Below are 20,601 nucleotides of genomic sequence, written 5' to 3'. Positions count from 1 at the left end.
CCTATCCTCTCCCGGCGACTATTCGCGAAGAAATTTCACCTGTCAAAACCAAATTCGTCAATAGACGACGACCGAGCGAATACTCTCTCCGGCGTGCATCAGGTCGAACCCCTTGTTGATCTCCTCGAGGCTCAGCACATGGGTAATCATCGGGTCGATCTCGATCTTGCCGTTCATGTACCAGTCGACGATCTTCGGCACGTCCGTCCGCCCCTTCGCGCCGCCGAACGCGGTGCCGCGCCAGTTGCGCCCGGTGACGAGCTGGAACGGGCGGGTGGCGATCTCCTTGCCCGCTTCGGCGACGCCGATGATGATGCTGGTGCCCCAGCCGCGATGGCATGCCTCCAGCGCCTGTCGCATGACGTCGGTGTTGCCGGTGCAGTCGAACGTGTAGTCGGCGCCGCCATCGGTCAGCGCGACGAGATGCTGGACGAGGTCGCCGGCCACGTCCTTCGGGTTGACGAAGTGGGTCATGCCGAAGCGGCGGCCCCATTCCTCGCGATCGGGATTGACGTCGACGCCGACGATCATGTTCGCCCCGGCCATCCGCGCACCCTGCAGCACGTTCAGGCCGATGCCGCCCAGGCCGAACACGATGATGTTGTCGCCGACCTGCACTTTGGCGGTGTTGACCACCGCGCCGACCCCGGTGGTGACGCCGCAGCCGACATAGCAGCTGGTCCGGAACGGCGCGTCCTCACGGATCTTCGCGACGGCGATCTCGGGCAGGACGGTGAAGTTCGAGAAGGTCGAGCAGCCCATATAATGGAAAATCGGCTGGCCCTTATGGCTGAAGCGCGTGGTGCCGTCGGGCATCAGCCCCTTGCCCTGCGTCGCCCGGATCGCGGTACACAGGTTGGTCTTGCCCGACAGGCACGACTTACACTGGCGGCATTCGGGGGTGTAGAGCGGGATGACGTGGTCGCCTACGCGCACGCTGGTCACGCCCGCACCGACTTCGCGGACGATGCCGGCGCCTTCATGGCCGAGGACCGAGGGGAATAGCCCCTCGCTGTCGAGGCCGTCGAGCGTATAGGCGTCGGTATGGCAGATGCCGGTCGCCATGATCTCGATCAGGACTTCGCCCGGCTTGGGGCCTTCGAGGTCGAGTTCGACGATTTCGAGCGGGCGCTTCGCTTCGAATGCGACGGCGGCACGGGTCTTCATGAGGGCATCTCCTTGATCGCGCCGGAGTAGCGGCGGCATGGCGGGCTCGGCAAGGGGCGTGCGATGGGCTAACAGGCGTGGCCATGTCGTCGCGTATCTTTCTGTTCGCCCTGCTGCTGGTCCTGACGGGATGTGCCGGGGGGAATTATCGCCCGGTCAGCGACGATGCGGTCAGGATCGGCGCGCCGTACCGGGTGCGCGGCGTGACCTATACGCCGGCCAGCGACCCCCGCTACGACATGCTGGGGCTGGCCAGTTGGTACGGCAGCGAATCGGGGCGGCGGACCGCCAATGGCGAACGCTTCCGGCCCGGCTGGGTCACCGCGGCCCACACCACGCTGCCGCTGCCGAGCTATGTCGAGGTGACCGCACTCGACACCGGGCGGCGCATTCTGGTGCGGGTCAACGATCGCGGGCCGTTCACCGGACGGGGCCGCATCCTCGACCTGTCGCAGGGGGCGGCGGAGGCGCTGGGTGCGCGCGGGCGCGGTGTGGTGCCGGTGCGCGTGCGGGTGGTGTCGCCCGGCGAGCGCGACCGGGCGCGGTTGCGCAAGGGCAGGGCGGCGCGCGAATTGCCGCCGGTCGACGAACGGACGCGGGCCAATTTGCGGGCGCAATTGCGCGCCAACGGGCTGTAGCAAGGGGTCAAAGTTCACGAAGTTCACACTAGTGGCGACGTTGCGTACGACGACCCGTGTGGCCGCAGCCTCGCCCAAAGTTCACGAAGTTCACACTCGTGACGATCGCGCGCACGACGACCATTGCCGGTGGGGCCATTGCGAGGAGGGATTTCGCCATGTCAAAGAGCGGGCGGACGGAGCGGACCGCGTCGGCGATCGTGGCGAACGGGTATGCTGTAGGAAAGCGGTTTATCTGGCCGCTGCCTTGGGTTGCATCTCCGCCAGGCGCTGGTCCTGTACCGCCAGCACCGGCACGCCGAGCGCGGTGCGCAGGGCGTCGGGGATGAGCACGCGATCATAGGGCTCGCGCGTCAGTTCCCGGTTCTCCGGTGCCCGCCACTGGGTGCCGTAGATCTGCTTCTGCCCGATGGCTTGCAGATACCGGTCGAGCGTCGCGGCGGCGATCCAGCTGGCGTCCTTCTTGCCCCGCGCCGTTGCGGCGACGGCCAGCGTATGGGCGAGCAGATAATCCTCGGGCTTTTCGCCGTGCTGGAAAACGAACGCGGCGGCATAATAATCCTCCGCCGTGGCGAGCTTGCCCTGGTCGAGCAGGGCGCGGGTGCGTTCGCGGCGGGCGGTGTCGTCGGCCCACATCTTGCGGACGAACGTCATGTCCTTGAACCATTCGGGTTTGACGTTCTCGCGGATCGCCTGATCCTCGGCGAACATCTTTGCCATTTCGGGATTGTCGGAAAGCGGGGCGGGCGGTTTCGGCTGCGCCGTAACGGGCGACGCCGCGAGCAACAGGGCGGACAGGGCGATCGTCAGGTGGCGCATGGGACCTCACCGGCTGGGAGGTGGCACCGTGTCGCAGGATCAGGCGCGGGTAAAGTGGATACGAAAAGGGCGGCCTCCTTGCGGGGCCGCCCTTTCGTTTCTGCCAGCGCCATGGGCAAAGCCCATGGCGTCGGTCGGGGCCTTGGCCCCGCCGGCCGCTCGCGCCGAGGATGCGCCTCGGTCCAGCTTTGCTGGACCATGGCTCGGCGCGAGATCAGCGCGAGTAGAATTCCACGACCAGGTTCGGTTCCATCTTCACCGGATAGGGCACTTCGTCCAGCGTCGGGACGCGGGTGAAGGTGACCTTGGTGCCTTCGGCGCCGATATATTCCGGCACGTCGCGCTCGGCGAGGGTCTGTGCTTCCAGGACCAGCGCCATTTCCTGCGCCTTGCTGCCCAGCGAAATCTCGTCGCCGACATAGCAGCGACGCGACGCGATGTTGCACTTCACGCCGTTGACGCGGACATGGCCGTGGCTGACCAGCTGGCGCGCGGCGAACACGGTCGGCGCGAACTTGGCGCGGTACACGATCATGTCGAGGCGCTGTTCGAGCAGGCCGATCAGGTTCTGGCCGGTATCGCCCTTCATGCGCGACGCTTCTTCGTAGGTGCGCTTGAACTGCTTCTCGGTGACGTCGCCGTAATAGCCCTTCAGCTTCTGCTTCGCGCGCAGTTGGATGCCGAAGTCCGACATCTTGCCCTTGCGGCGCTGACCGTGCTGGCCGGGGCCGTATTCACGCTTGTTGACCGGGCTCTTGGGGCGACCCCAGATATTCTCGCCAAGGCGGCGATCGAGCTTGTACTTGGCGCTGGAGCGCTTCGACATGGGTATTTCCAATGCAATTGCAGTAACGTTTGACCATCCGGACGGACGATCGCGGCTCCCGGTCTTCGCCTCCGACCTTTCGGCCAGGGCCACCGCTTCACCGGGAATGCGGGGCCGAATTGCGAAGCGGCGCGGTTAGCCGGGTGCGCCCGCGGAGTCAAGCTGGACAAGGGCGGGCGCAGGCGGCACAGGCGGCGGCCATGACGATCCTGCCCGGCCCCGACTGCACCACCATGACCGAAGTCCGCGCCGGCGTGGACCAGGTCGACCGCGAACTGGTGGCGCTGCTGGCGCGCCGGTTCGCCTATATGGATGCCGCCGCGCGGATCAAGCCGGGGCGCGAGGCGGTGCGCGACGAGGCGCGCAAGGCCGAGGTGATCGCCAATGCACGGGCGGCGGCGGTGGCGGCCGGGGTGCCCGAGGGGGTGGTGGCAGAGTTGTGGGAGCGGCTGGTCGAGGCGTCGATCGGGTACGAGCTGGCGCGGTTCGACGCTACGCGGGGGTGACGCAGGATCAGCGCGGCGGCTCCGACGCCTGCATCGACGCGCGCGCTTCGGCATCGACATCATCCTGATCCAGCCGCTGCTGGAGACGGGCCGTTTCCGTATTCCATTGCTCCGCGGTCTTGCAGATCTTCGGCCGGGTGACGCGCGTGCCGAGATCGGGGGCTTCGCGACAAATCTTGCGGGGCGGTTTCGGCTTCGGGGTCGGTACGGCCGAGGGAGTCTGAAGGGCGGCGACGACGGACAGGACGGTGAACACCTCCGATAGGATCGGATACGATGTTATCTTCGCCGCTTCGCGCCGTCCAGCGCCGACAGCACGCCGCGCATCGTCCGCACCTCCTGCGACGTCCAGCCGGCCTTGGTCAGCAGCGTGCGCAGCGTCCGCCGCGACGTCGCGGCGCGTTCGGGCGGGAAGAAGAAGCGCGCCGCCTCCAGCATGTCGTCCAACTGGCCGATCATGCCCTCCAGTTCCTCGTGCGGGGCCGGCTGGCCGAGGTCGACGACCGGCGGGCTGGCAAGGCCTTCGCCCTTCGACCATTCATAGGCGACGAGGATGACTGCCTGCGCAAGGTTGAGCGACCCGAACTCGGGGTTGATCGGCACGGTCAGGATCGTGCGGGCGAGCGCCACGTCGTCGGTTTCGAGGCCCGAGCGTTCCGGGCCGAACAGGATCGCCGAGCGGCCGGGTTCGGCGCGGATCGCCTGCGCAGCGGCTTCGGGGGTGACGACCGGCTTGGTGATGCCGCGCTTGCGGACGGTGGTCGCATAGACGTGCGCGCAGTCAGCGACCGCCTCCGCCACGGTGTCGTAGACGGTTGCATCGCGCAACACCTGGTCGGCGCCGCTGGCGGCCGGGCCGGCTTCCGGATTGGGCCAGCCGTCGCGCGGGGCGACGAGGCGCATTTCGACCAGGCCGAAGTTCAGCATGGCGCGGGCGGCCTTGCCGATATTCTGGCCCAGTTGCGGGCGGACGAGGACGATGACGGGTGGTTTGGCCGCTATTGTTTCCTCCCCACCGTTTGTCCTGAGTAGAGGCTGAGCCTGTCGAAGACTCGTATCGAAGGACTTGCGGGCAAGCGCGCTGACCGTTGCCCAATCGGCACCGATCAGCGCCTTCTTCTTCGCGCGCGACCAGCCTTTCAGACGGGTTTCGGCGGCGACTGCTTCCTCACGCGTGGGAAAGTTCTCGCTCCAGACCAGTTGGACAGGAAGGCGGCTGGCGGTGAAGCCCGGAAATTCGCCGGACTGGTGCTGTGCGATCCGCCGTTCCAGATCGTCCGTATGCCCGACATAATATTTTCCGTCGGCGCAATGGAGCATGTACGTGGCGAAACTCATGGCGGTCCTTCGATACGCGTCTTCGACTTCGCTCAGCCGCTACTCAGGACGAACGGTGGCGGGAAAGCCCATGTCCTACTGCTTGAACCTATCGGGGGAAAGTGGGCTGAACGCCGATAGGAATCCGCTCGTGCTGAGTAGGGGCTGAGCTTGTCGAAGACCCGTATCGAAACACTGACCGCCAACGGTCCTTCGATACGCCATTTCGACCTCGCTCCATGGCTATTCAGGACGAACGGGTGGTGAGGATACGGTGCGTCGGGGGTGGGGCGAACCTTACCCCTTCGCCGCATCCCCCACAGTGCCGGCAAATTCCTCGAAATCCTTCGCCTCGCGGAAGTCCTTGTAGACGCTGGCGAAGCGGATGTACGCGACGGGGTCCAGCCCTTGCAGCCCTTCCATCACCAGCTCGCCGATGCGGCCGGAGGGGACTTCGCTCTCGCCCGACGTTTCGAGCTGGCGCTGGATGCCCGATACCAGCCGTTCGACCTGCGCCGGCGTGATCGGGCGCTTGCGGCAGGCGGTGGCGACCGAGCGGAGCAGCTTGTCGCGGTCGAACGCCTGGCGGCGGTCGCCGGACTTCACGACGGTCAGGTCGCGCAGCTGGATGCGTTCGAAGGTGGTGAAGCGCGCGCCGCAGCCCGAACATTGCCGGCGGCGGCGGATCGCGGCGCCATCGTCGCTGGGGCGGCTGTCCTTTACCTGACTGTCTTCATGGGCACAAAAGGGACAGCGCACGTGAAATTCCCGTTGGACCCGCCGCTCCGCCACATCGGCGGAGCGGCCGGCGTGTCGCGTCAGTAGCGCGGCTGCTTCTTCGACTTGTAATATGCATAACCCGCACCGGCGGCCGCGCCGATCAGCGGGCCGACGAACGGTACCGGAATGGCGACGACCGCGCCCAGCGCGCCCCATTTCGCCATGCTCTTGCCAAGCGACTTGTCCTGCATCTTGCCTAACTCCTTACAGACCCGGATAGATCGGGAACCGCTCGCACAGCGCCCGAACCCGTGCCTTAACGTCCGCCTCGACGCTCGGGTCCCCGGCTTCGCCCTTTGCACGCAGGCCATCGAGGACATCGGCGACCATGTGGCCGATCTCGGCGAACTCGGTGGTGCCGAAACCGCGGGTGGTGCCCGCCGGGCTGCCGACGCGGATGCCGCTGGTCTTGACCGGGGGCAGCGGGTCGAACGGAATACCGTTCTTGTTGCAGGTGATCGCGGCGCGTTCCAGCGCCTCGTCGGCATCCTTGCCGGTGACGCCCAGCGGCGTCAGGTCGATCAGCGCGAGATGGGTGTCGGTGCCGCCGGCGACGACGTCCGCGCCGCGACCTTTAAGCGTCGCGGCCAGCACCTGCGCATTCTCGACGACGGCGCGGATATAGTCCTTGAACTCGGGACGCAGCGCTTCGCCGAACGCGACCGCCTTGGCTGCGATCACGTGCATCAGCGGACCGCCCTGCAGCCCCGGGAACACCGCCGAGTTGATCTTCTTGGCGATCGCCTCGTCATCGGTCAGCACCATGCCGCCGCGCGGACCGCGCAGCGTCTTGTGCGTGGTGGTGGTGACGACATGGGCGTGGCCGAACGGGGTCGGGTGCAGGCCCGCCGCGACGATGCCGGCGAAATGCGCCATGTCGACCATGAACTTCGCGCCGACCTCATCGGCGATCGCGCGGAACTTCGCGAAGTCGATCTGGCGCGGATAGGCCGAACCGCCGGCGATGATGAGCGTCGGCTTGTGTTCCTTCGCCAGCGCCTCGACCGCGTCATAGTCGATCAGGTGGGTTTCGCGGTCGACGCCGTACTGCACCGCGTTGAACCACTTGCCCGACATCGCCGCCCTGGCGCCGTGGGTCAGGTGGCCGCCGGCATCGAGGCTCATGCCCATGATCGTGTCGCCGGGCTTCGTCAGCGCCAGCATCACCGCGCCGTTCGCCTGCGCGCCCGAATGCGGCTGGACGTTGACGAAGCCGCAGCCGAACAGTGCCTTGGCACGGTCGATCGCCAACTGCTCGACCTCGTCCGAGGGGTGGCAGCCCTGATAGTAGCGCTTGCCGGGATAGCCCTCGGCATATTTGTTGGTGAATACGCTGCCCTGCGCCTCCAGCACCGCCTTCGACACGATGTTTTCCGACGCGATCAGCTCGATCTGGTAGCGCTCGCGCTCCAGTTCGTGGGCGACGCCGGCGAACACGGCGGGATCGGCATCGGCGAGGCTGGTTTCGAAGAAACCGTCGGGGCGGAACTGGTCGATCATGGGGCGCGGCTCCCGCTGAAAAAGAGGTCGCGCGCGCTTTACTGCCGACGTCACATAATTGCCACCCGGTGAATCGGGTTTCGGGGCCGATGGTGGTAGAAGAGGGGGGGCACGCGCCAGCGAGCCTTCTGTTAGCTCGGCAACGAAAACCGCAGCAGATCGCTGCGCGATCGATGTCCGCTGGCGCACCACCTCCGCGCCTCCGCGCCTCAGCGTGAACCAACCTTCTATCCGTTTAAACCGGCGGATTGCCCAGCTTGTCGACGCGGCGCCGGTGGCGGTCGCCGCCGAACGGGGTGGCGAGGAAGGCGGTGAGGCATGCCTTCGCCATCTCGCTGCCGATCATCCGCGCGCCCATCGCGATGACGTTCGCATCGTTATGTTCACGCGCCAGCGCGGCCGACAACGGTTCGGACACCAACGCGCAGCGACATGCGGCGACGCGGTTGACCGCGATCGAGATGCCGATGCCCGATCCGCACAGCGCGACGCCGATATCGGCCTCGCCGCCGCTAACCGATTGAGCAAGCTTGTATCCATAATCGGGATAGTCGACGCTGGCGGCGTCGTGCGGGCCGAGGTCGGCGACATCGTGGCCCTGGTCATGCAACCAAGTCGCGAGTTCTGCCTTGAGCGTCAGGGCGGCGTGGTCGGATGCGATTGCGATACGGGCCATGCGGCCGCTTCTAGCGGTCCCGATGCGGCGACGCTAGGCTGTGTCGGCGACGGGCAGGAAAGGATGGACGGATGCGTGGATCGATCATCGTGGCGGCACTCTTGTTGAGCGCGTGCGGCGCCAACGAACGGCGCAGCGAAGGGGCCGAAACGCAGGCGGATATCGAGAACAGCGCCGCGACGCCGCTGCCCGCGCCGATCCCGCCGCGCGCACCGTCGCCGACGCCAACGCCGACCCCCAGCGCGACGGCCACCGCGACGCTTGGCGCGAACCATTATCTGGGGCGCTGGGTCGGCGTCGAGGGCATGGTACTGAACGTGACCGCGCCCGCGCAGGGCGAGGTGTTGCTCGACATGCAGTACGACCTCGACAACAAGGGGCAGTTCGCCGGCACGATCACGCCCGAGGGCATCCGGTTCGAGCGCGGTGGCGAGACGCTGGTGCTGCGCCCCGGCGACGGCGATGCGACCGGCCTGAAATGGCTGGCCGGCAAGAAGGACTGCCTGACGGTCAAGCCGGGCGAAGGCTATTGCCGTGACTGATCCGGTCGCGATGCCCGTGGCGACCGTCCGGCCGCCGGTGGCGGCGCTGCTGCTGGGCTATGCCGGGCTGCTGCCGCCGATGGTCGCCATCGCGATCCGGGTGGTCGATCCTTCGAAGGGTGGCATGATGCTGGCCCTGTCGCTTTTCTATGCCGCACTGATCCTCAGCTTCCTCGGCGGCATGTGGTGGGGCGCGGCAGCATCGCGGGTGACCGGCGCGGCGCTGACGCTGTGGCTGGCGGTCGCGGTGGTGCCGACGCTGGTGGCGCTGGCGGCAGGTGCGGTCCTGTTCGCATCGGTCGTGTCGGCGGCGGCGGTCGTCGCCGCCGGGCTGCTCGGGTCGCTGCTGGTCGACATGGCGCTGGTGCGCGCAGGCCATGTCCCGGCATGGTGGATGAAGCTGCGCGTCCCGTTGTCGGTCGGGCTGGCGGCGCTGACGCTGCTGGCCGGGCTGCTGGCACAGCGATAGCGCACGGGCATTAACCCATTTTCCGCTCCGTGCGACCGGTCGCGGCGATTGAAAGCCGCGGTCCGGCGGATTAGCGTGCGCGCCATGCCGATCCGGTTCGACCAAGCCCATGCTGCGCTGGCGTTTCTCGAACGCCACGACCTGGAACCGACGCCGGACCTGTACGATCTGGCGCTGGTCCATCTGTCTGCCGCCGACCCGTCGCTGTCGCAGGCGATCGAGGCGGCCGCCGCCGGGGAGGCGGGGCTGGACGCGACGCGGGCGGCGCAGCTCTACGCGACGTTGCGCGGCAGCCGGTCGGACCCGGCCGATCCGCACGCGCTGGCGATGCGGATCGGCGCGACCGAGCGCGACGTGGCGCTGCTGCGCGATCAGGTGGCGACGCTGCGGGCGCTGTTACAGGGCGGGGACGGCGACCACGACAAACTGACCAATGCGCTGAACCAGACCGGGGCGCGGCGCATCCTCGACGAGATGGGGCAGCACGACCGGCGTTTCGTGGTGCTGATGTTCGGCATCGACCGGCTGGTGGGCATCAACCGCGAATTCGGCCATTCGGTCGGCGACAACATCCTGAACGCCTTCGCCGCCAAGTTGCGCGGGATATTCCCCGAACAGGAAGCGATCCGCTGGGGCGGCAACGAGTTCATCGTGGTGATCCCGGGGAAGACGATCACCGCGGTGCGCGTGGCTGCCGAGGAAGTGCTGCAACTGCTGGCCGAGCGCAATTTTCGCCTGCGCGAATCGGGGGAGTCGATCGGGCGGGTGACCGCGTCGGCGGCGATCGTTCCCGACCATGTCGGCAATTTCGAAGTGATCCTGCGCGAGGCGCGCGCGAAGATCGAGACCGCGATGGCGGCAGGCGGGAACCGGGTCGAGGTGTAGTCGAGCGCTCCTCCCCGGCACGGGGAGGGGGACCGTCGCCGAAGGCGATGGTGGAGGGGGGTCGCCGCGCAACGCGACTACGCCATATGCGGACAGCCCCCTCCACCATCCTGCGGATGGTCCCCCTCCCCGTGCCGGGGAGAGTTTTGCGTTACGCCGCCTTGCGCAGCTCCAGCCGGCCCCAGATCTCGACCAGCGCGGCGGTGAGTTCGTGCATCATCGCGGTGTCATGGGCCGGGCCCGGGGTGAAGCGCAGCCGTTCGGTGCCGCGCGGCACGGTCGGGTAGTTGATCGGCTGGACGTACACGCCGTATTCGCGCAGCAGGATGTCGCTGATCCGCTTGGCCTTGACCGGATCGCCGACCATCAGCGGCACGATGTGCGTCGTCGTGTCCATCACCGGCAGCCCGGCATCGGCGAACAGCGCCTTGAGCGTCGCGGCGGCGGCCTGTTGCCCCTCGCGTTCGGTGGGCGATGCCTTCAGGTGACGGACGCTCGCCAGCGCGCCCGCGACCAGCACCGGCGACAGCGAGGTCGTGAAGATGAAGCCGGGCGCATAGCTGCGGATGACGTCGATGACGGTGCGGTCGGCCGCGATATAGCCGCCCATGACGCCGAACGCCTTGCCCAGCGTCCCTTCGACGATGGTCAGGCGCGATGCGGCGTCGTCGCGTTCGGAAATGCCGCCGCCGCGCGCGCCGTACATGCCGACCGCGTGGACCTCGTCGAGATAGGTCAGCGCGTTGTATCTGTCGGCGAGGTCGCAGATCGCGTGGATCGGCGCGACGTCGCCGTCCATCGAATAGACGCTTTCGAACGCGATCAGCTTGGGCACCGCGGGGTCTTCGGCCGCCAGCAGTTCCTCGAGATGCGCGAGGTCGTTGTGGCGGAACACGCGCTTTTCGCAGCCCGAATGGCGGATGCCCGCGATCATCGACGCGTGGTTCAGTTCGTCGGAAAAGATGATGCAGCCCGGCAGGATGCGCGCCAGCGTCGACAGCGTCGCCTCGTTCGAGACGTAGCCCGACGTGAACAGCAGCGCCGCTTCCTTGTCGTGCAGGTCGGCCAGCTCGTTCTCGAGGTCGATGTGGTAGTGCGTGTTGCCGCCGATGTTGCGCGTGCCGCCCGAACCGGCGCCGACGTCGTGGAGCGCTTCCTCCATCGCGGCGATGACCGCGGGATGCTGGCCCATGGCGAGATAGTCGTTCGAACACCACACGGTGATCGGCTTCGGCCCGTTATGCCCGGCGAAGCAGCGCGCATTGGGGAATTGCCCCTTGTTGCGCAGGATGTCGATGAAGACGCGGTAGCGCCCTTCCTCGTGCAGGCGGTCGATCGCCTGTGCGAAGACACGGTTGTAATCGACCGAGCGGGCCGGAACTGCGTCGATGCTCATGGGGCGCGGGTGTACCTGTTGGGGGCGCGGGTTTCCAGCGGATAAAAGCGGTTACCGTGATCGTCGGGGTTGGACATATTGTCCAAGGGGCATTGTGGGAGGAAGGGGTTCGCGCAGAGACGCGCATTCGACAAATGCCCGTCGCCCCAGCGCAGGCTGGGGCCTCCTGCGGCGAGGCGCGCGCTCCCTGACCGAGAGATCCCAGCCTGCGCTGGGATGACGGGTGTAAATAGGTCGGCAGGGCACCAGGCGAGCCCTTCTCTGCGTCCTCTGTACCTCTGCGCGTGCCCTACAGCGCCTCGACCACCCCGAACCCCTGCGCCTCCAGCCCGCCCGCGATTTGCCGTTCGCGTGTCCCCAGCCGGGTGAAGACCAGCCGTCCGGGAACGGGAGTCGCGGGAAACGCCTGCCCGGCGGTCAGCGAAACGATCCGCCGCGCGATGCCGGGGCCGCCATCGACGAACGCGACGTGCGGCGCGACCCGGCGCATCACGTCCTCCAGCAGCGGGAAATGGGTACAGGCGTTGACGAGCACGTCGATCGCGCCGCCGCCCGGTTGATCGAACAGCCCGGCGAGTTCGGCGGCCACGGCGTCATGGTCCGGCGGCGTGCCGGCCAGCGCGGCCTCGGCCAGTTCGACCAGCGCCGCCGATCCGTGCCGCAGCACGGTGCAGTCGGCGGCGAAGCGTGCCGCGAGGTCGTCGACATAGGGCTGGCGCACCGTCGCCTCGGTGCCGAGCACGCCGATGACCCGCGTCTTGCTGGCTGCCGCCGCGACCCTGATCGCGGGCACGGTGCCGACCACCGGCACGTCGAGCGCGGCGCGCACCACCGGCAGCGCGATGGTCGACGCGGTGTTGCACGCGATGACGACGAGGCGCGGGCGATAACGCTCGACCAGCCGGCCGAGCAGGGCGGGCACCCGCGCCGCGATCTCGCCTTCGGTCTTGATGCCGTACGGAAAGCCGGCCGAATCGGCGGCATAGACGATCGGCGCGGTCGGCAGCATCACGCGCGTCGGCGCGACGACCGACAGGCCGCCGACGCCCGAATCGAAGAACAGGACCGGTTGCGCCGGTTCGGCCATGATCGCTTACTCCCTGCCGTCGCCCGCCGCGTTGCAAGCCGCCGCCGAACCCCTTACCCTGTGCCCCACAGACGGCAAGTTTCACGGGGGCGCATCTGCCGAGCGACATCATCTGGTTCCCGCCGGCGGCGGCGTTGCTGATCGGCTATCTGCTGGGATCGATTCCCTGGGGCATCCTGCTGACCCGGATCGCCGGGGCGGGCGACCTGCGCACGATCGGGTCGGGCAATATCGGCGCGACCAACGTGCTGCGCACCGGGCGCAAGGGGCTGGCGGCGGCGACGCTGCTGCTCGACCTGTTGAAGGGCGTGGCGGCGGTCCTGCTGGTGCAGCACCTGTTTCCGGGCGAGGAACTGATCGCGGGGGCGGCGGCGTTCGTCGGCCATTGCTATCCGCTGTGGCTGCGCTTTCGCGGTGGCAAGGGCGTGGCGACGATGATGGGCGTGGTGGTCGCGCTCAGCCCGCCGGCGGGCCTCGTCTATGCGATCGTGTGGCTGGGGCTGCTTGCCGGGCTGCGCATCTCGTCGGTGGCGGGGATGGCGGCGGCGGTCGCGGCCCCGCTGGCGGCGGCATGGGCCGGGCGGTTCGACCTGGTGATCCTGTTCCTCGGCCTCGCCATGATCGTGCTGTGGAAGCACGGCGAGAATATCGAGCGGCTGATCGCCGGGACCGAGCCGAGGATCGGGCGCAAGCGTGAGTGAACCGCAAGCGGCGCGGTTCGCGGCGCTGCGGTTGATCCGGTCGGCCAATATCGGGCCGGTCACGTTTCGCGCGCTGATCGAACGCTATGGCGATGCGGCGGCGGCGATCGAGGCGCTGCCGATGCTGGCGGCGCGCGGCGGCGGGCGGGCGCCGGTGCTGGCCGACGAAGCCGGCGTGCGGCGCGAGATCGCGACCGTGCGCGGGCTGGGCGGGCGCTACGTGCTGTTCGGCGATGCCGATTATCCGGCGCTGCTGGCCGAGATCGACAGCGCGCCGCCCGCGCTGATCGTGCGCGGCGACCTCGGCCTGCTGGCCCGGCCGGCGGTGGCGATGGTCGGCGCGCGCAACGCGTCGGCGGCGGCGTGCCGCTTCGCACGCGGCCTTGCCGGGGAACTGGGCGCGGCGGGCTATGTCGTCGTGTCGGGGCTGGCGCGCGGGATCGATACGGCGGTGCATCTGGGGTCGATCGGCCATGCCACGATCGGGGTCATCGCCAGCGGCATCGACGTGGTGTTCCCGCCCGAGAATGCCGCCTTGCAGGAGGATGTCGCGACCCGCGGGCTGCTGGTCGCCGAACAGCCGCCGGGCACGCAGCCGCTGGCGCGCCATTTCCCGTCGCGCAACCGCATCATCGCCGGGCTGGCGCTGGGCACGGTGGTGGTGGAGGCCGCGCCGCGATCGGGGTCGCTCATCACCGCGCGGCTGGCGGGTGAGGCGGGGCGCGAGGTGATGGCCGTGCCCGGATCGCCGCTCGACCCGCGGGCGCAAGGATGCAACGCGCTGATCCGCGAGGGCGCGACGCTGGTGCAGAATGCGGAGGACGTGGCGGAGATGCTGCGCCCGATCGATGCGCGGGCGGTGCGCTCGCCGGGTGGGGTCTATCGCCCCGAACCGGCGGCAGCGGACGCGAGCGAGGCGGAACGGACGCGAATCGTGGGCTTGCTCGGCCCGGTGCCGGTCGCGGTCGACGAACTGGTGCGGCAGTCGGGGTGCCCGACGACCGTCGTGCAGACGGTGCTGCTGGAACTGGAGCTGGCGGGGCGGCTGGACCGGTATGCGGGTGGCCGGGTCAGTCTGGGGTGATCGGTGGCCATTGCCGGGCGGCGTGGACGATCGTGAGAATCCACAGGGTGTTGCCGAGGATCGCATAGACGAGGCGGTAGTTGCGATGCGGATGGACTTCGCGCGTACCCGCTACCGCTCCGATATGTCCCGACGACGGAAAATCCGCGAGGCGGGTAACGGCATGGTCGATGGCGCTGTCGATCCGAACCGCGGCGGCAGGGTCGCGGGCAGCGAGGTAATCCCAGATGGTCGATCGATCCGCCTCCGCCTCCGGCGTCCAGCGAATCTTCACGCTCGGGTCGAAAGCGCGGTGCGTCGTTCGGCGAAGTCTGCCGCAACGGCTTCGTTCGACCGGCCGTCGTCGGCGTGCGCCGATGCCAGGGCACGCGCGACCTTGCGCTCGACGAAGGCGCGATGCTCGTCCGCGACTTGCTGTCGTGCCACGAAATCGCGCATCAGTTCGCGCATGACCTGCGATGCGGGGCGATGTGCCGCTTCGGCGGCCGCCATGAAATCGGCGCGCAATTCCGGCTCGAGCTTCATCGTGAACACGGCGGCCTTCGTCATCGATACGCTCCAGCAGATACTGACGATGTATATACGTTCGGCGCATAGCCAGCAATCGTTGCCGCCGGTTCGTAACGATTTCCCGATAGCCGCAATCCACCACCCGACTTGACGCCACCCCCCGGCGCTCCCCACTCTCGTACGCGTACGCACAAGGACCGACCGCCCATCATGCAGCTCGTCATCGTCGAATCGCCCGCCAAGGCGAAGACCATCGAAAAATATCTGGGGTCCGATTACCGCGTCCTCGCCTCCTACGGCCATGTCCGCGACCTGCCGCCCAAGGACGGGTCGGTGAACCCGGACGACGGCTTCGCGATGGATTGGGAGACGTACGCCGACAAGACCAAGCAGTTGAAGGCGATCACCGATCTCGCCAAGACCGCCGACCGCCTGATCCTCGCCACCGATCCCGATCGCGAGGGCGAGGCGATCAGCTGGCATGTGCAGGAGGTGCTGAAGAAGCGCCGCGCGCTGCCCAAGGAGGTCGAACGCGTCACGTTCAACGCGATCACCAAGCCGGCGATCCTCGCGGCGATGAAGGCCCCGCGCGAGCTGGATACCGACCTGATCGACGCGTATCGCGCGCGCCGGGCGCTCGACTATCTGGTCGGCTTCACCCTGTCGCCGGTGCTGTGGCGCAAGCTGCCCGGCGCCAAGTCGGCCGGGCGCGTGCAGTCGGTGGCGCTGCGCCTGCTGGTCGAGCGCGAGCGCGAGATCGAGACGTTCATCGCGCAGGAATACTGGTCGGTCGTCGCGAAGATGGAGGCCGACGGCACGCCGTTCGACGCGCGCCTCGTCAAGCTGAAGGGCAAGAAGCTCGACCGCCTGTCGCTGGGCGACGGCGGATCGGCCGAGGTCGCGAAGGCGGCGGTGGTCGATGGCCGCTTCACGGTCATCAACGTCGAGACGAAGCCCGCGACGCGCAACCCGCCGCCGCCCTTCACCACCTCGACGCTGCAACAGGAAGCCGCGCGCAAGCTGGGTTTCTCCGCCAGCCACACGATGCGGATCGCGCAGTCGCTCTATGAGGACGGCGCGATCACGTACATGCGGACCGACGGCGTGCAGATGGACGGATCGGCGATCGATGCCGCGCGCGGCGCCATCGCCAAGCGCTATGACGGCAGCTATGTCCCCGACAAGCCGCGGCAGTACCAGACCAAGGCCAAGAATGCGCAGGAAGCGCACGAGGCGATCCGCCCGACCGACTTTTCGAAGGACCGTGCCGGGTCGGGCGACCACGGCCGGCTGTACGACCTGATCTGGAAGCGGGCGCTCGCCAGCCAGATGGCGTCGGCACGGATGGAGCGCACCGCCGTCGAGCTGGAGGACCAGACCGGCCAGACCGGGCTGCGTGCCACCGGACAGGTCGTGCTCTTCCCCGGCTATCTCGCGCTGTACGAGGAAGGCCGCGACGATGCGGCGGACGAGGATTCGCGCCGCCTGCCCCTGCTGCGCTCGGGCGACGCCCCGGCCAAGAAGGACGTCGTCGCCGAACAGCATTTCACCCAGCCGCCGCCGCGCTTTTCGGAAGCGTCGCTGGTCAAGCGGCTGGAGGAACTGGGCATCGGTCGCCCGTCGACCTATGCCTCGATCATCCAGGTATTGAAGGATCGCGGCTATGTCCGCGTCGAGAAGAACCGCTTCTTTGCCGAGGAAACCGGGCGGCTGCTGACCGCGTTCCTCGAACGCTTCTTCGAGAAATATGTCGGCTACGACTTCACCGCCGAGCTGGAGGAGGAACTGGACGACGTGTCGGGCGGCCGCGCCGAATGGCAGGCGGTGCTCGAAGCGTTCTGGCGCGACTTCAAGCCGCGCACTTCGGAGGTGATGGAGCAGCAGCCCAGCGCGATCACCGCCGAACTGGACATATTCCTCGGCAGCTATCTGTTCCCCGAAAAGGCCGACGGCACCGATCCCCGCCTGTGCCCGAATTGCGGCGAAGGGCGCCTCGCGCTGCGCGGCGGCAAGTTCGGCGCGTTCATCGCCTGCTCCAATTATCCCGAGTGCAAATATACCCGCCGCTTCGCGCAGCCGGGCGGCGAGGAGGGCGGCGACGCCGGGCCGGAAGGGCTGGGCAAGGACCCGGACACGGGGCTGGAGGTCGAGCGCAAGTCGGGACGCTTCGGCCCGTACATCCAGCTGGGCGATGGCAAGGAGGCGAAGCGCGCGTCGATCCCCAAGGACATCGGCGAGCTGAACCTCGAATGGGCATTGAAGCTGCTGAGCCTGCCGCGCACCATCGGCAATCATCCGGAGACGGGCGAACCGATCGAGGCGGCGATCGGGCGCTATGGCCCGTATCTCAAGCACGCCGGCAAATATGCGCGGTTGCAATCGACGGCGGACGTGTTCGAAACCGGCATGAACGCGGCGGTGGTCAAACTGGCCGAAGCGGCGGCGGGCGGCGGACGCGCGGGCCGAGGCGCGGCCAAGGAACCGCTCAAGGTGCTGGGCGCGCATCCGCGCACCGAGCTGGAGATCAGGCTGATGGAGGGGCGCTACGGCCCGTACGTCACCGACGGCACGACCAACGCGACCATCCCGAAGTCGGTCGAACCGAACGCACTGACGCTGGAGGAAGCCGCCCAGCTGATCGACGACCGCGCGGCGGCGGCCCCGGCCAAGGGCAAGAAGAAGCCCGCGGCGAGGAAGGCCGCGCCCAAAAAGGCCGCGGCCAAGGATGGCGCAGTGAAGAAGGCGCCGGCCAAAAAGCCGGCTGCCAAGAAGCCTGCGCCCAAGGCTTGAAGCTTGACCGTTCGTGCTGAGTAGGGGCTGAGCTTGTCGAAGACCCGTATCGAAGTACCCGCCACAAGCGGTCCTTCGATACGCCATTTCGACAAGCTCAATGGCTACTCAGGACGAGCGGAGTTACGTGCGGTGACGATGCTTTGAACAGGCCCGGGTCGCACCACCCGGTACCTCTCAGTTCACCCGCGCGCCCGATTGCAGAAACGCCCGCGCCGCCTTTTGCGCGTCGGCGATCTGTCGTGCCGTCATGTCGCATGCGATTTCCGCGCGCCATTCCTGCGCCTCCTCGACGCCGGACATGGCGGCGAGGTTGAACCATTTATGTGCTTCGACCAGGTCGATGGTCGCGCCGCCGGTGCCGCTGGAATAGCAGATGCCGAGATCGAACCACGCCGTGCTGTTATCCTGCCCCGCGTCTTCCACCCGGCTTTCCGAGAGGAAGCGGGCGCCTTTCTGACTAATGCCCATGTTCTGAACCCCCATTGGTACAGGCACGAAATTGCCGGCCGGGGGTTGCGATTTGGTTAACGCGGCTAACCGCAACGGTTCGGTACGTTAACGCACGCTGAACTTAAGGTTGGACGGCGCGTGTCGGGCGCGGTTTTGCCGGGCGGGACGTCAGCCCTGCGACAGCGCGTCCAGCGTCGGCCGGATGCCCGACAGGTCATAGCCCGCCGCACCACCGGCCGCGACCAGCGTGTCCGGATCGCCGCCGGTCTTGGCGCTCGCCAGCGCCCACAGATTGCAGGAGCGCGTGCCCGAACGGCAATAGGCGAGGATCGGGCCGCCGCTGTCGCCCAGCACGGTCGCCATCGCGTCGAGCTGCGGGTGGCTGAACCCGGCATGGGTGATCGGGATGGCGTGATAGGCCATGCCCGCCGCCGCCGCTGCCCCGGCGATGGCGTCGCCGGTCGGCTGGCCGGCTTCCTCGCCCTCGGGCCGGTTGTTGACGATGGTGGTGAAGCCCTGTGCCTTCAACGTCGCGACGTCGTCGGCGGTGATCTGCGGGCTGACCGAGATGCGGTCGTCGATACGGCGGATATCCATGGGGAGGGGATAGCGGGGGGCAGGGGACGACGCAAATCCTCCCCGTGCCGGGGAGGATCAGTTTTGCCTGATTACCGCCAGGAACGCGTCCCCATATGCCTGCAGTTTCTTCTCGCCCACGCCGGTGATCCGCCGCATGCCGCCGATCGTCTGCGGCTTGTCCGCCGCCATCTCGCGCAGCACCGAATCGTGGAAGATGACATAGGGCGGCACGCCCGCCTCCTGCGCCAGTTCGCGGCGCTTGGCGCGCAACGCCTCGAACAGCGGATCGCCGGTCGGGTTGGGCGTCGCATCGCCCCTTCGCCGCCGCTCGCGCTTGGGCGGGACGATCAGCGACAGCGTATCACCGCCTTTCAGCAATCCGCGTGCGGCGGGGCCGAATTCCAGCCCGCCATGGTCGTTGGCGCGCAGCGCATCGCGCAGTTGCAGCGCACGGCCGACGGGTTTCAGCAGCGCGACCTCGTCGCCCTCGACGATGTTCCACACCGACAGGTTTTCGTGGCCGTTGGTCATGCTGCGCTCGGTCGACTGACCGGTCAGCACCTGTTCGATATAGGTCGCGCCGAACATCATGCCGGTGCGGAACACCGCGGAGAGATATTTCTGCGCCACCTGCGTCGCGTCGACCGCGTTGGGCGGGGTCAGGCAATTGTCGCAATTTCCGCAAGTTTCGGGCGGCGACTCGCCGAAATGCCGGAGCAGGATCGCGCGGCGGCATCCAGCGGTTTCGACCAGCGCGCCCAGTGCGTTCAGCCGCTGCCGCTCGCCCGCCTGCCGGTTCGGTTCGACCTCACCGATCCGCTGGCGCGCGCGGGCGAAATCGTCGGCACCCCAGAACAGGTGCGCGACCGCCGGATCGCCGTCGCGGCCCGCGCGGCCGGTTTCCTGATAATAGGCCTCGATCGATTTCGGCAGCCCGGCATGGGCGACGAAGCGGACGTCGGGCTTGTCGATGCCCATGCCAAAGGCGATGGTCGCGACCATCACCATGTCTTCGGACGCGACGAACTCGTGCTGGTTGCGCTGGCGTACCGCAGGGTCGAGGCCGGCATGATAGACGCGTGTCGGCCGCCCGGTCTTCGCCAGCGCCTCGGCCAGCCGTTCGGTGCCGGCGCGCGACTGGACATACACGATGCCGGGGCCGGGGGTCGCGGCGATCACGTCGGCGATCTGGCGCGTGCCCTGGTCGCGCGGGGTGATGTGGTAGCGGATGTTGGGCCGGTCGAAGCCGGCGACGATGAGCCCGTCATGCGGGATGCCGAGCTGTTCGAGGATGTCGGCGCGGGTATGCGCGTCGGCGGTGGCGGTCAGTGCCAGCCGCGGCACCTCCGGGAACTGGTCGAACAGCGGGCGCAGCAGGCGATAGTCGGGGCGGAAGTCGTGGCCCCATTCGCTGACGCAATGCGCTTCGTCGATCGCGAACAGCGACAGGTTGCCGCGCGCCAGCAACTCGCGGAAATCGCTGCCCGAGGCGCGTTCGGGCGCGACGTAGAGCAGGTCGAGCTCGCCATCGAGGAACCGCCCGCGCGTCTCGGCGCGATTGTCGTCGGCGCTGGTCAGGGTCGCGGCGCGGATGCCGACCGCGGTGGCGGCGCGCAACTGGTCATGCATCAGCGCGATCAGCGGGGAGACGACGACGCAGGTGCCCGGCAGCATCTGCGCGGGCAACTGATAGGTCAGCGACTTGCCGGCACCGGTCGGCATCACCGCCAGCGTGCGCTGCCCGGCAAGCACTCGGTCGACCACCTGCCGCTGGACGCCGCGAAAGTCGGGAAAGCCGAAGGTCGATTGCAGTACGGGGATCGGGTCGAGCGCCATCGGGCTTCCCCTAGGGATGCGGGGCCGGGGCGTCGAGGGG

Annotated in this window: 24 protein-coding genes; 8 read left to right on the top strand and 16 right to left on the bottom strand. The window is 68.0% G+C overall.

All coding sequences use genetic code 11. The features are described 5' to 3' along the window. Positions 1–57: 57 nt before the first annotated feature. On the bottom strand, positions 58–1,167 hold the full coding sequence (locus tag QLH51_RS15765) for an S-(hydroxymethyl)glutathione dehydrogenase/class III alcohol dehydrogenase (protein ID WP_125655122.1): 1,110 nt from the start codon (positions 1,165–1,167) through the stop codon (positions 58–60). An 83-nt stretch (positions 1,168–1,250) separates the two neighbouring features. Between QLH51_RS15765 and QLH51_RS15760 the strand changes: the two genes are divergently transcribed. After that, positions 1,251–1,805: a septal ring lytic transglycosylase RlpA family protein gene (locus QLH51_RS15760; RefSeq protein ID WP_125655124.1), complete on the top strand. Its 555-nt coding sequence runs from the start codon at positions 1,251–1,253 to the stop codon at positions 1,803–1,805. A gap of 231 nt (positions 1,806–2,036) precedes the next feature. Here the strand turns inward: QLH51_RS15760 and QLH51_RS15755 are convergent, their stop codons facing one another. Together QLH51_RS15755 and rpsD are read right to left on the bottom strand one after the other, a co-directional pair. Next, positions 2,037–2,624 carry a hypothetical protein gene (locus QLH51_RS15755; RefSeq protein ID WP_206428846.1) on the bottom strand — a complete coding sequence of 196 codons (588 nt, stop codon included), beginning with the start codon at positions 2,622–2,624 and terminating at the stop codon, positions 2,037–2,039. 214 nt (positions 2,625–2,838) lie between these two features. Next, positions 2,839–3,450 (bottom strand): 30S ribosomal protein S4, encoded by a 612-nt coding sequence (gene rpsD, locus QLH51_RS15750; RefSeq protein WP_125655126.1) that lies wholly within the window; start codon positions 3,448–3,450, stop codon positions 2,839–2,841. 200 nt (positions 3,451–3,650) lie between these two features. On the opposite strand from rpsD, the gene QLH51_RS15745 reads away from it, so the two are divergent. After that, positions 3,651–3,956 (top strand): chorismate mutase, encoded by a 306-nt coding sequence (locus tag QLH51_RS15745; protein WP_125655128.1) that lies wholly within the window; start codon positions 3,651–3,653, stop codon positions 3,954–3,956. Between the two features lie 7 nt (positions 3,957–3,963). Here the strand turns inward: QLH51_RS15745 and QLH51_RS15740 are convergent, their stop codons facing one another. From QLH51_RS15740 to rpiB, 6 genes are all read right to left on the bottom strand, one after another. Then, the gene (locus QLH51_RS15740) at positions 3,964–4,212 is read right to left on the bottom strand and encodes a hypothetical protein (RefSeq protein ID WP_125655130.1); all 249 of its coding nucleotides are present in this window, start codon (positions 4,210–4,212) and stop codon (positions 3,964–3,966) included. A 23-nt stretch (positions 4,213–4,235) separates the two neighbouring features. After that, positions 4,236–5,294: a TrmH family RNA methyltransferase gene (locus tag QLH51_RS15735; protein ID WP_125655132.1), complete on the bottom strand. Its 1,059-nt coding sequence runs from the start codon at positions 5,292–5,294 to the stop codon at positions 4,236–4,238. 276 nt (positions 5,295–5,570) lie between these two features. Further along, positions 5,571–6,032 (bottom strand): transcriptional regulator NrdR, encoded by a 462-nt coding sequence (nrdR, locus tag QLH51_RS15730; protein ID WP_125655134.1) that lies wholly within the window; start codon positions 6,030–6,032, stop codon positions 5,571–5,573. A 59-nt stretch (positions 6,033–6,091) separates the two neighbouring features. Continuing rightward, positions 6,092–6,244, bottom strand: coding sequence for a hypothetical protein (locus QLH51_RS15725; RefSeq protein ID WP_164516066.1), 153 nt, complete (start codon positions 6,242–6,244; stop codon positions 6,092–6,094). A gap of 13 nt (positions 6,245–6,257) precedes the next feature. After that, a complete protein-coding gene (glyA, locus tag QLH51_RS15720; RefSeq protein WP_125655136.1) occupies positions 6,258–7,553 on the bottom strand; it encodes a serine hydroxymethyltransferase in 1,296 nt (431 codons plus the stop codon). A gap of 235 nt (positions 7,554–7,788) precedes the next feature. Continuing rightward, complete coding sequence (gene rpiB / locus QLH51_RS15715; RefSeq protein ID WP_125655138.1) at positions 7,789–8,229, bottom strand: ribose 5-phosphate isomerase B; 441 nt, start codon at positions 8,227–8,229, stop codon at positions 7,789–7,791. Between the two features lie 71 nt (positions 8,230–8,300). Between rpiB and QLH51_RS15710 the strand changes: the two genes are divergently transcribed. From QLH51_RS15710 to QLH51_RS15700, 3 genes are all read left to right on the top strand, one after another. Then, the gene (locus QLH51_RS15710) at positions 8,301–8,771 is read left to right on the top strand and encodes a hypothetical protein (protein ID WP_206428847.1); all 471 of its coding nucleotides are present in this window, start codon (positions 8,301–8,303) and stop codon (positions 8,769–8,771) included. Beyond that, complete coding sequence (locus QLH51_RS15705) at positions 8,764–9,240, top strand: DUF3429 domain-containing protein (RefSeq protein WP_206428848.1); 477 nt, start codon at positions 8,764–8,766, stop codon at positions 9,238–9,240. Before QLH51_RS15710 ends, QLH51_RS15705 begins: the two co-directional genes overlap by 8 nt. An 84-nt stretch (positions 9,241–9,324) precedes the next feature. Further along, positions 9,325–10,125: a GGDEF domain-containing protein gene (locus tag QLH51_RS15700; protein WP_125655140.1), complete on the top strand. Its 801-nt coding sequence runs from the start codon at positions 9,325–9,327 to the stop codon at positions 10,123–10,125. A 151-nt stretch (positions 10,126–10,276) separates the two neighbouring features. Here QLH51_RS15700 and hemA read toward each other — a convergent pair whose 3' ends face one another. Both hemA and murI read right to left on the bottom strand, forming a co-directional pair. After that, complete coding sequence (gene hemA / locus QLH51_RS15695; protein WP_125655142.1) at positions 10,277–11,521, bottom strand: 5-aminolevulinate synthase; 1,245 nt, start codon at positions 11,519–11,521, stop codon at positions 10,277–10,279. 289 nt (positions 11,522–11,810) lie between these two features. Further along, on the bottom strand, positions 11,811–12,608 hold the full coding sequence (gene murI / locus QLH51_RS15690; RefSeq protein WP_125655144.1) for a glutamate racemase: 798 nt from the start codon (positions 12,606–12,608) through the stop codon (positions 11,811–11,813). 134 nt (positions 12,609–12,742) lie between these two features. Between murI and plsY the strand changes: the two genes are divergently transcribed. After that, a complete protein-coding gene (plsY, locus tag QLH51_RS15685) occupies positions 12,743–13,309 on the top strand; it encodes a glycerol-3-phosphate 1-O-acyltransferase PlsY (RefSeq protein ID WP_206428849.1) in 567 nt (188 codons plus the stop codon). Beyond that, positions 13,302–14,393, top strand: coding sequence for a DNA-processing protein DprA (dprA, locus tag QLH51_RS15680; RefSeq protein WP_125655148.1), 1,092 nt, complete (start codon positions 13,302–13,304; stop codon positions 14,391–14,393). Before plsY ends, dprA begins: the two co-directional genes overlap by 8 nt. On the opposite strand, the gene QLH51_RS15675 is transcribed toward dprA, so the two are convergent. Further along, positions 14,380–14,667 carry a type II toxin-antitoxin system RelE/ParE family toxin gene (locus tag QLH51_RS15675; protein WP_125655150.1) on the bottom strand — a complete coding sequence of 96 codons (288 nt, stop codon included), beginning with the start codon at positions 14,665–14,667 and terminating at the stop codon, positions 14,380–14,382. The genes dprA and QLH51_RS15675 overlap by 14 nt on opposite strands. Further along, the gene (locus QLH51_RS15670; protein WP_125655152.1) at positions 14,664–14,942 is read right to left on the bottom strand and encodes an antitoxin of toxin-antitoxin stability system; all 279 of its coding nucleotides are present in this window, start codon (positions 14,940–14,942) and stop codon (positions 14,664–14,666) included. Before QLH51_RS15670 ends, QLH51_RS15675 begins: the two co-directional genes overlap by 4 nt. Positions 14,943–15,113: 171 nt before the next feature. Between QLH51_RS15670 and topA the strand changes: the two genes are divergently transcribed. After that, a complete protein-coding gene (gene topA, locus QLH51_RS15665) occupies positions 15,114–17,693 on the top strand; it encodes a type I DNA topoisomerase (protein WP_125655154.1) in 2,580 nt (859 codons plus the stop codon). 177 nt (positions 17,694–17,870) lie between these two features. Here the strand turns inward: topA and QLH51_RS15660 are convergent, their stop codons facing one another. The 3 genes from QLH51_RS15660 to recQ form a co-directional block, all read right to left on the bottom strand. Continuing rightward, complete coding sequence (locus QLH51_RS15660) at positions 17,871–18,164, bottom strand: SEL1-like repeat protein (protein ID WP_125655407.1); 294 nt, start codon at positions 18,162–18,164, stop codon at positions 17,871–17,873. A gap of 150 nt (positions 18,165–18,314) precedes the next feature. Continuing rightward, positions 18,315–18,743, bottom strand: coding sequence for a TIGR01244 family sulfur transferase (locus QLH51_RS15655; protein ID WP_125655156.1), 429 nt, complete (start codon positions 18,741–18,743; stop codon positions 18,315–18,317). 57 nt (positions 18,744–18,800) lie between these two features. Continuing rightward, the gene (gene recQ, locus QLH51_RS15650; RefSeq protein WP_125655158.1) at positions 18,801–20,561 is read right to left on the bottom strand and encodes a DNA helicase RecQ; all 1,761 of its coding nucleotides are present in this window, start codon (positions 20,559–20,561) and stop codon (positions 18,801–18,803) included. Positions 20,562–20,601: the final 40 nt, after the last annotated feature.

Source organism: Sphingomonas sp. 2R-10, from assembly GCF_030062225.1.
Taxonomy (GTDB): Bacteria; Pseudomonadota; Alphaproteobacteria; order Sphingomonadales; family Sphingomonadaceae; genus Sphingomonas.
Note: the sequence above shows the minus strand (reverse complement) of the source record. Positions and strands in the feature narration are given on the sequence as shown.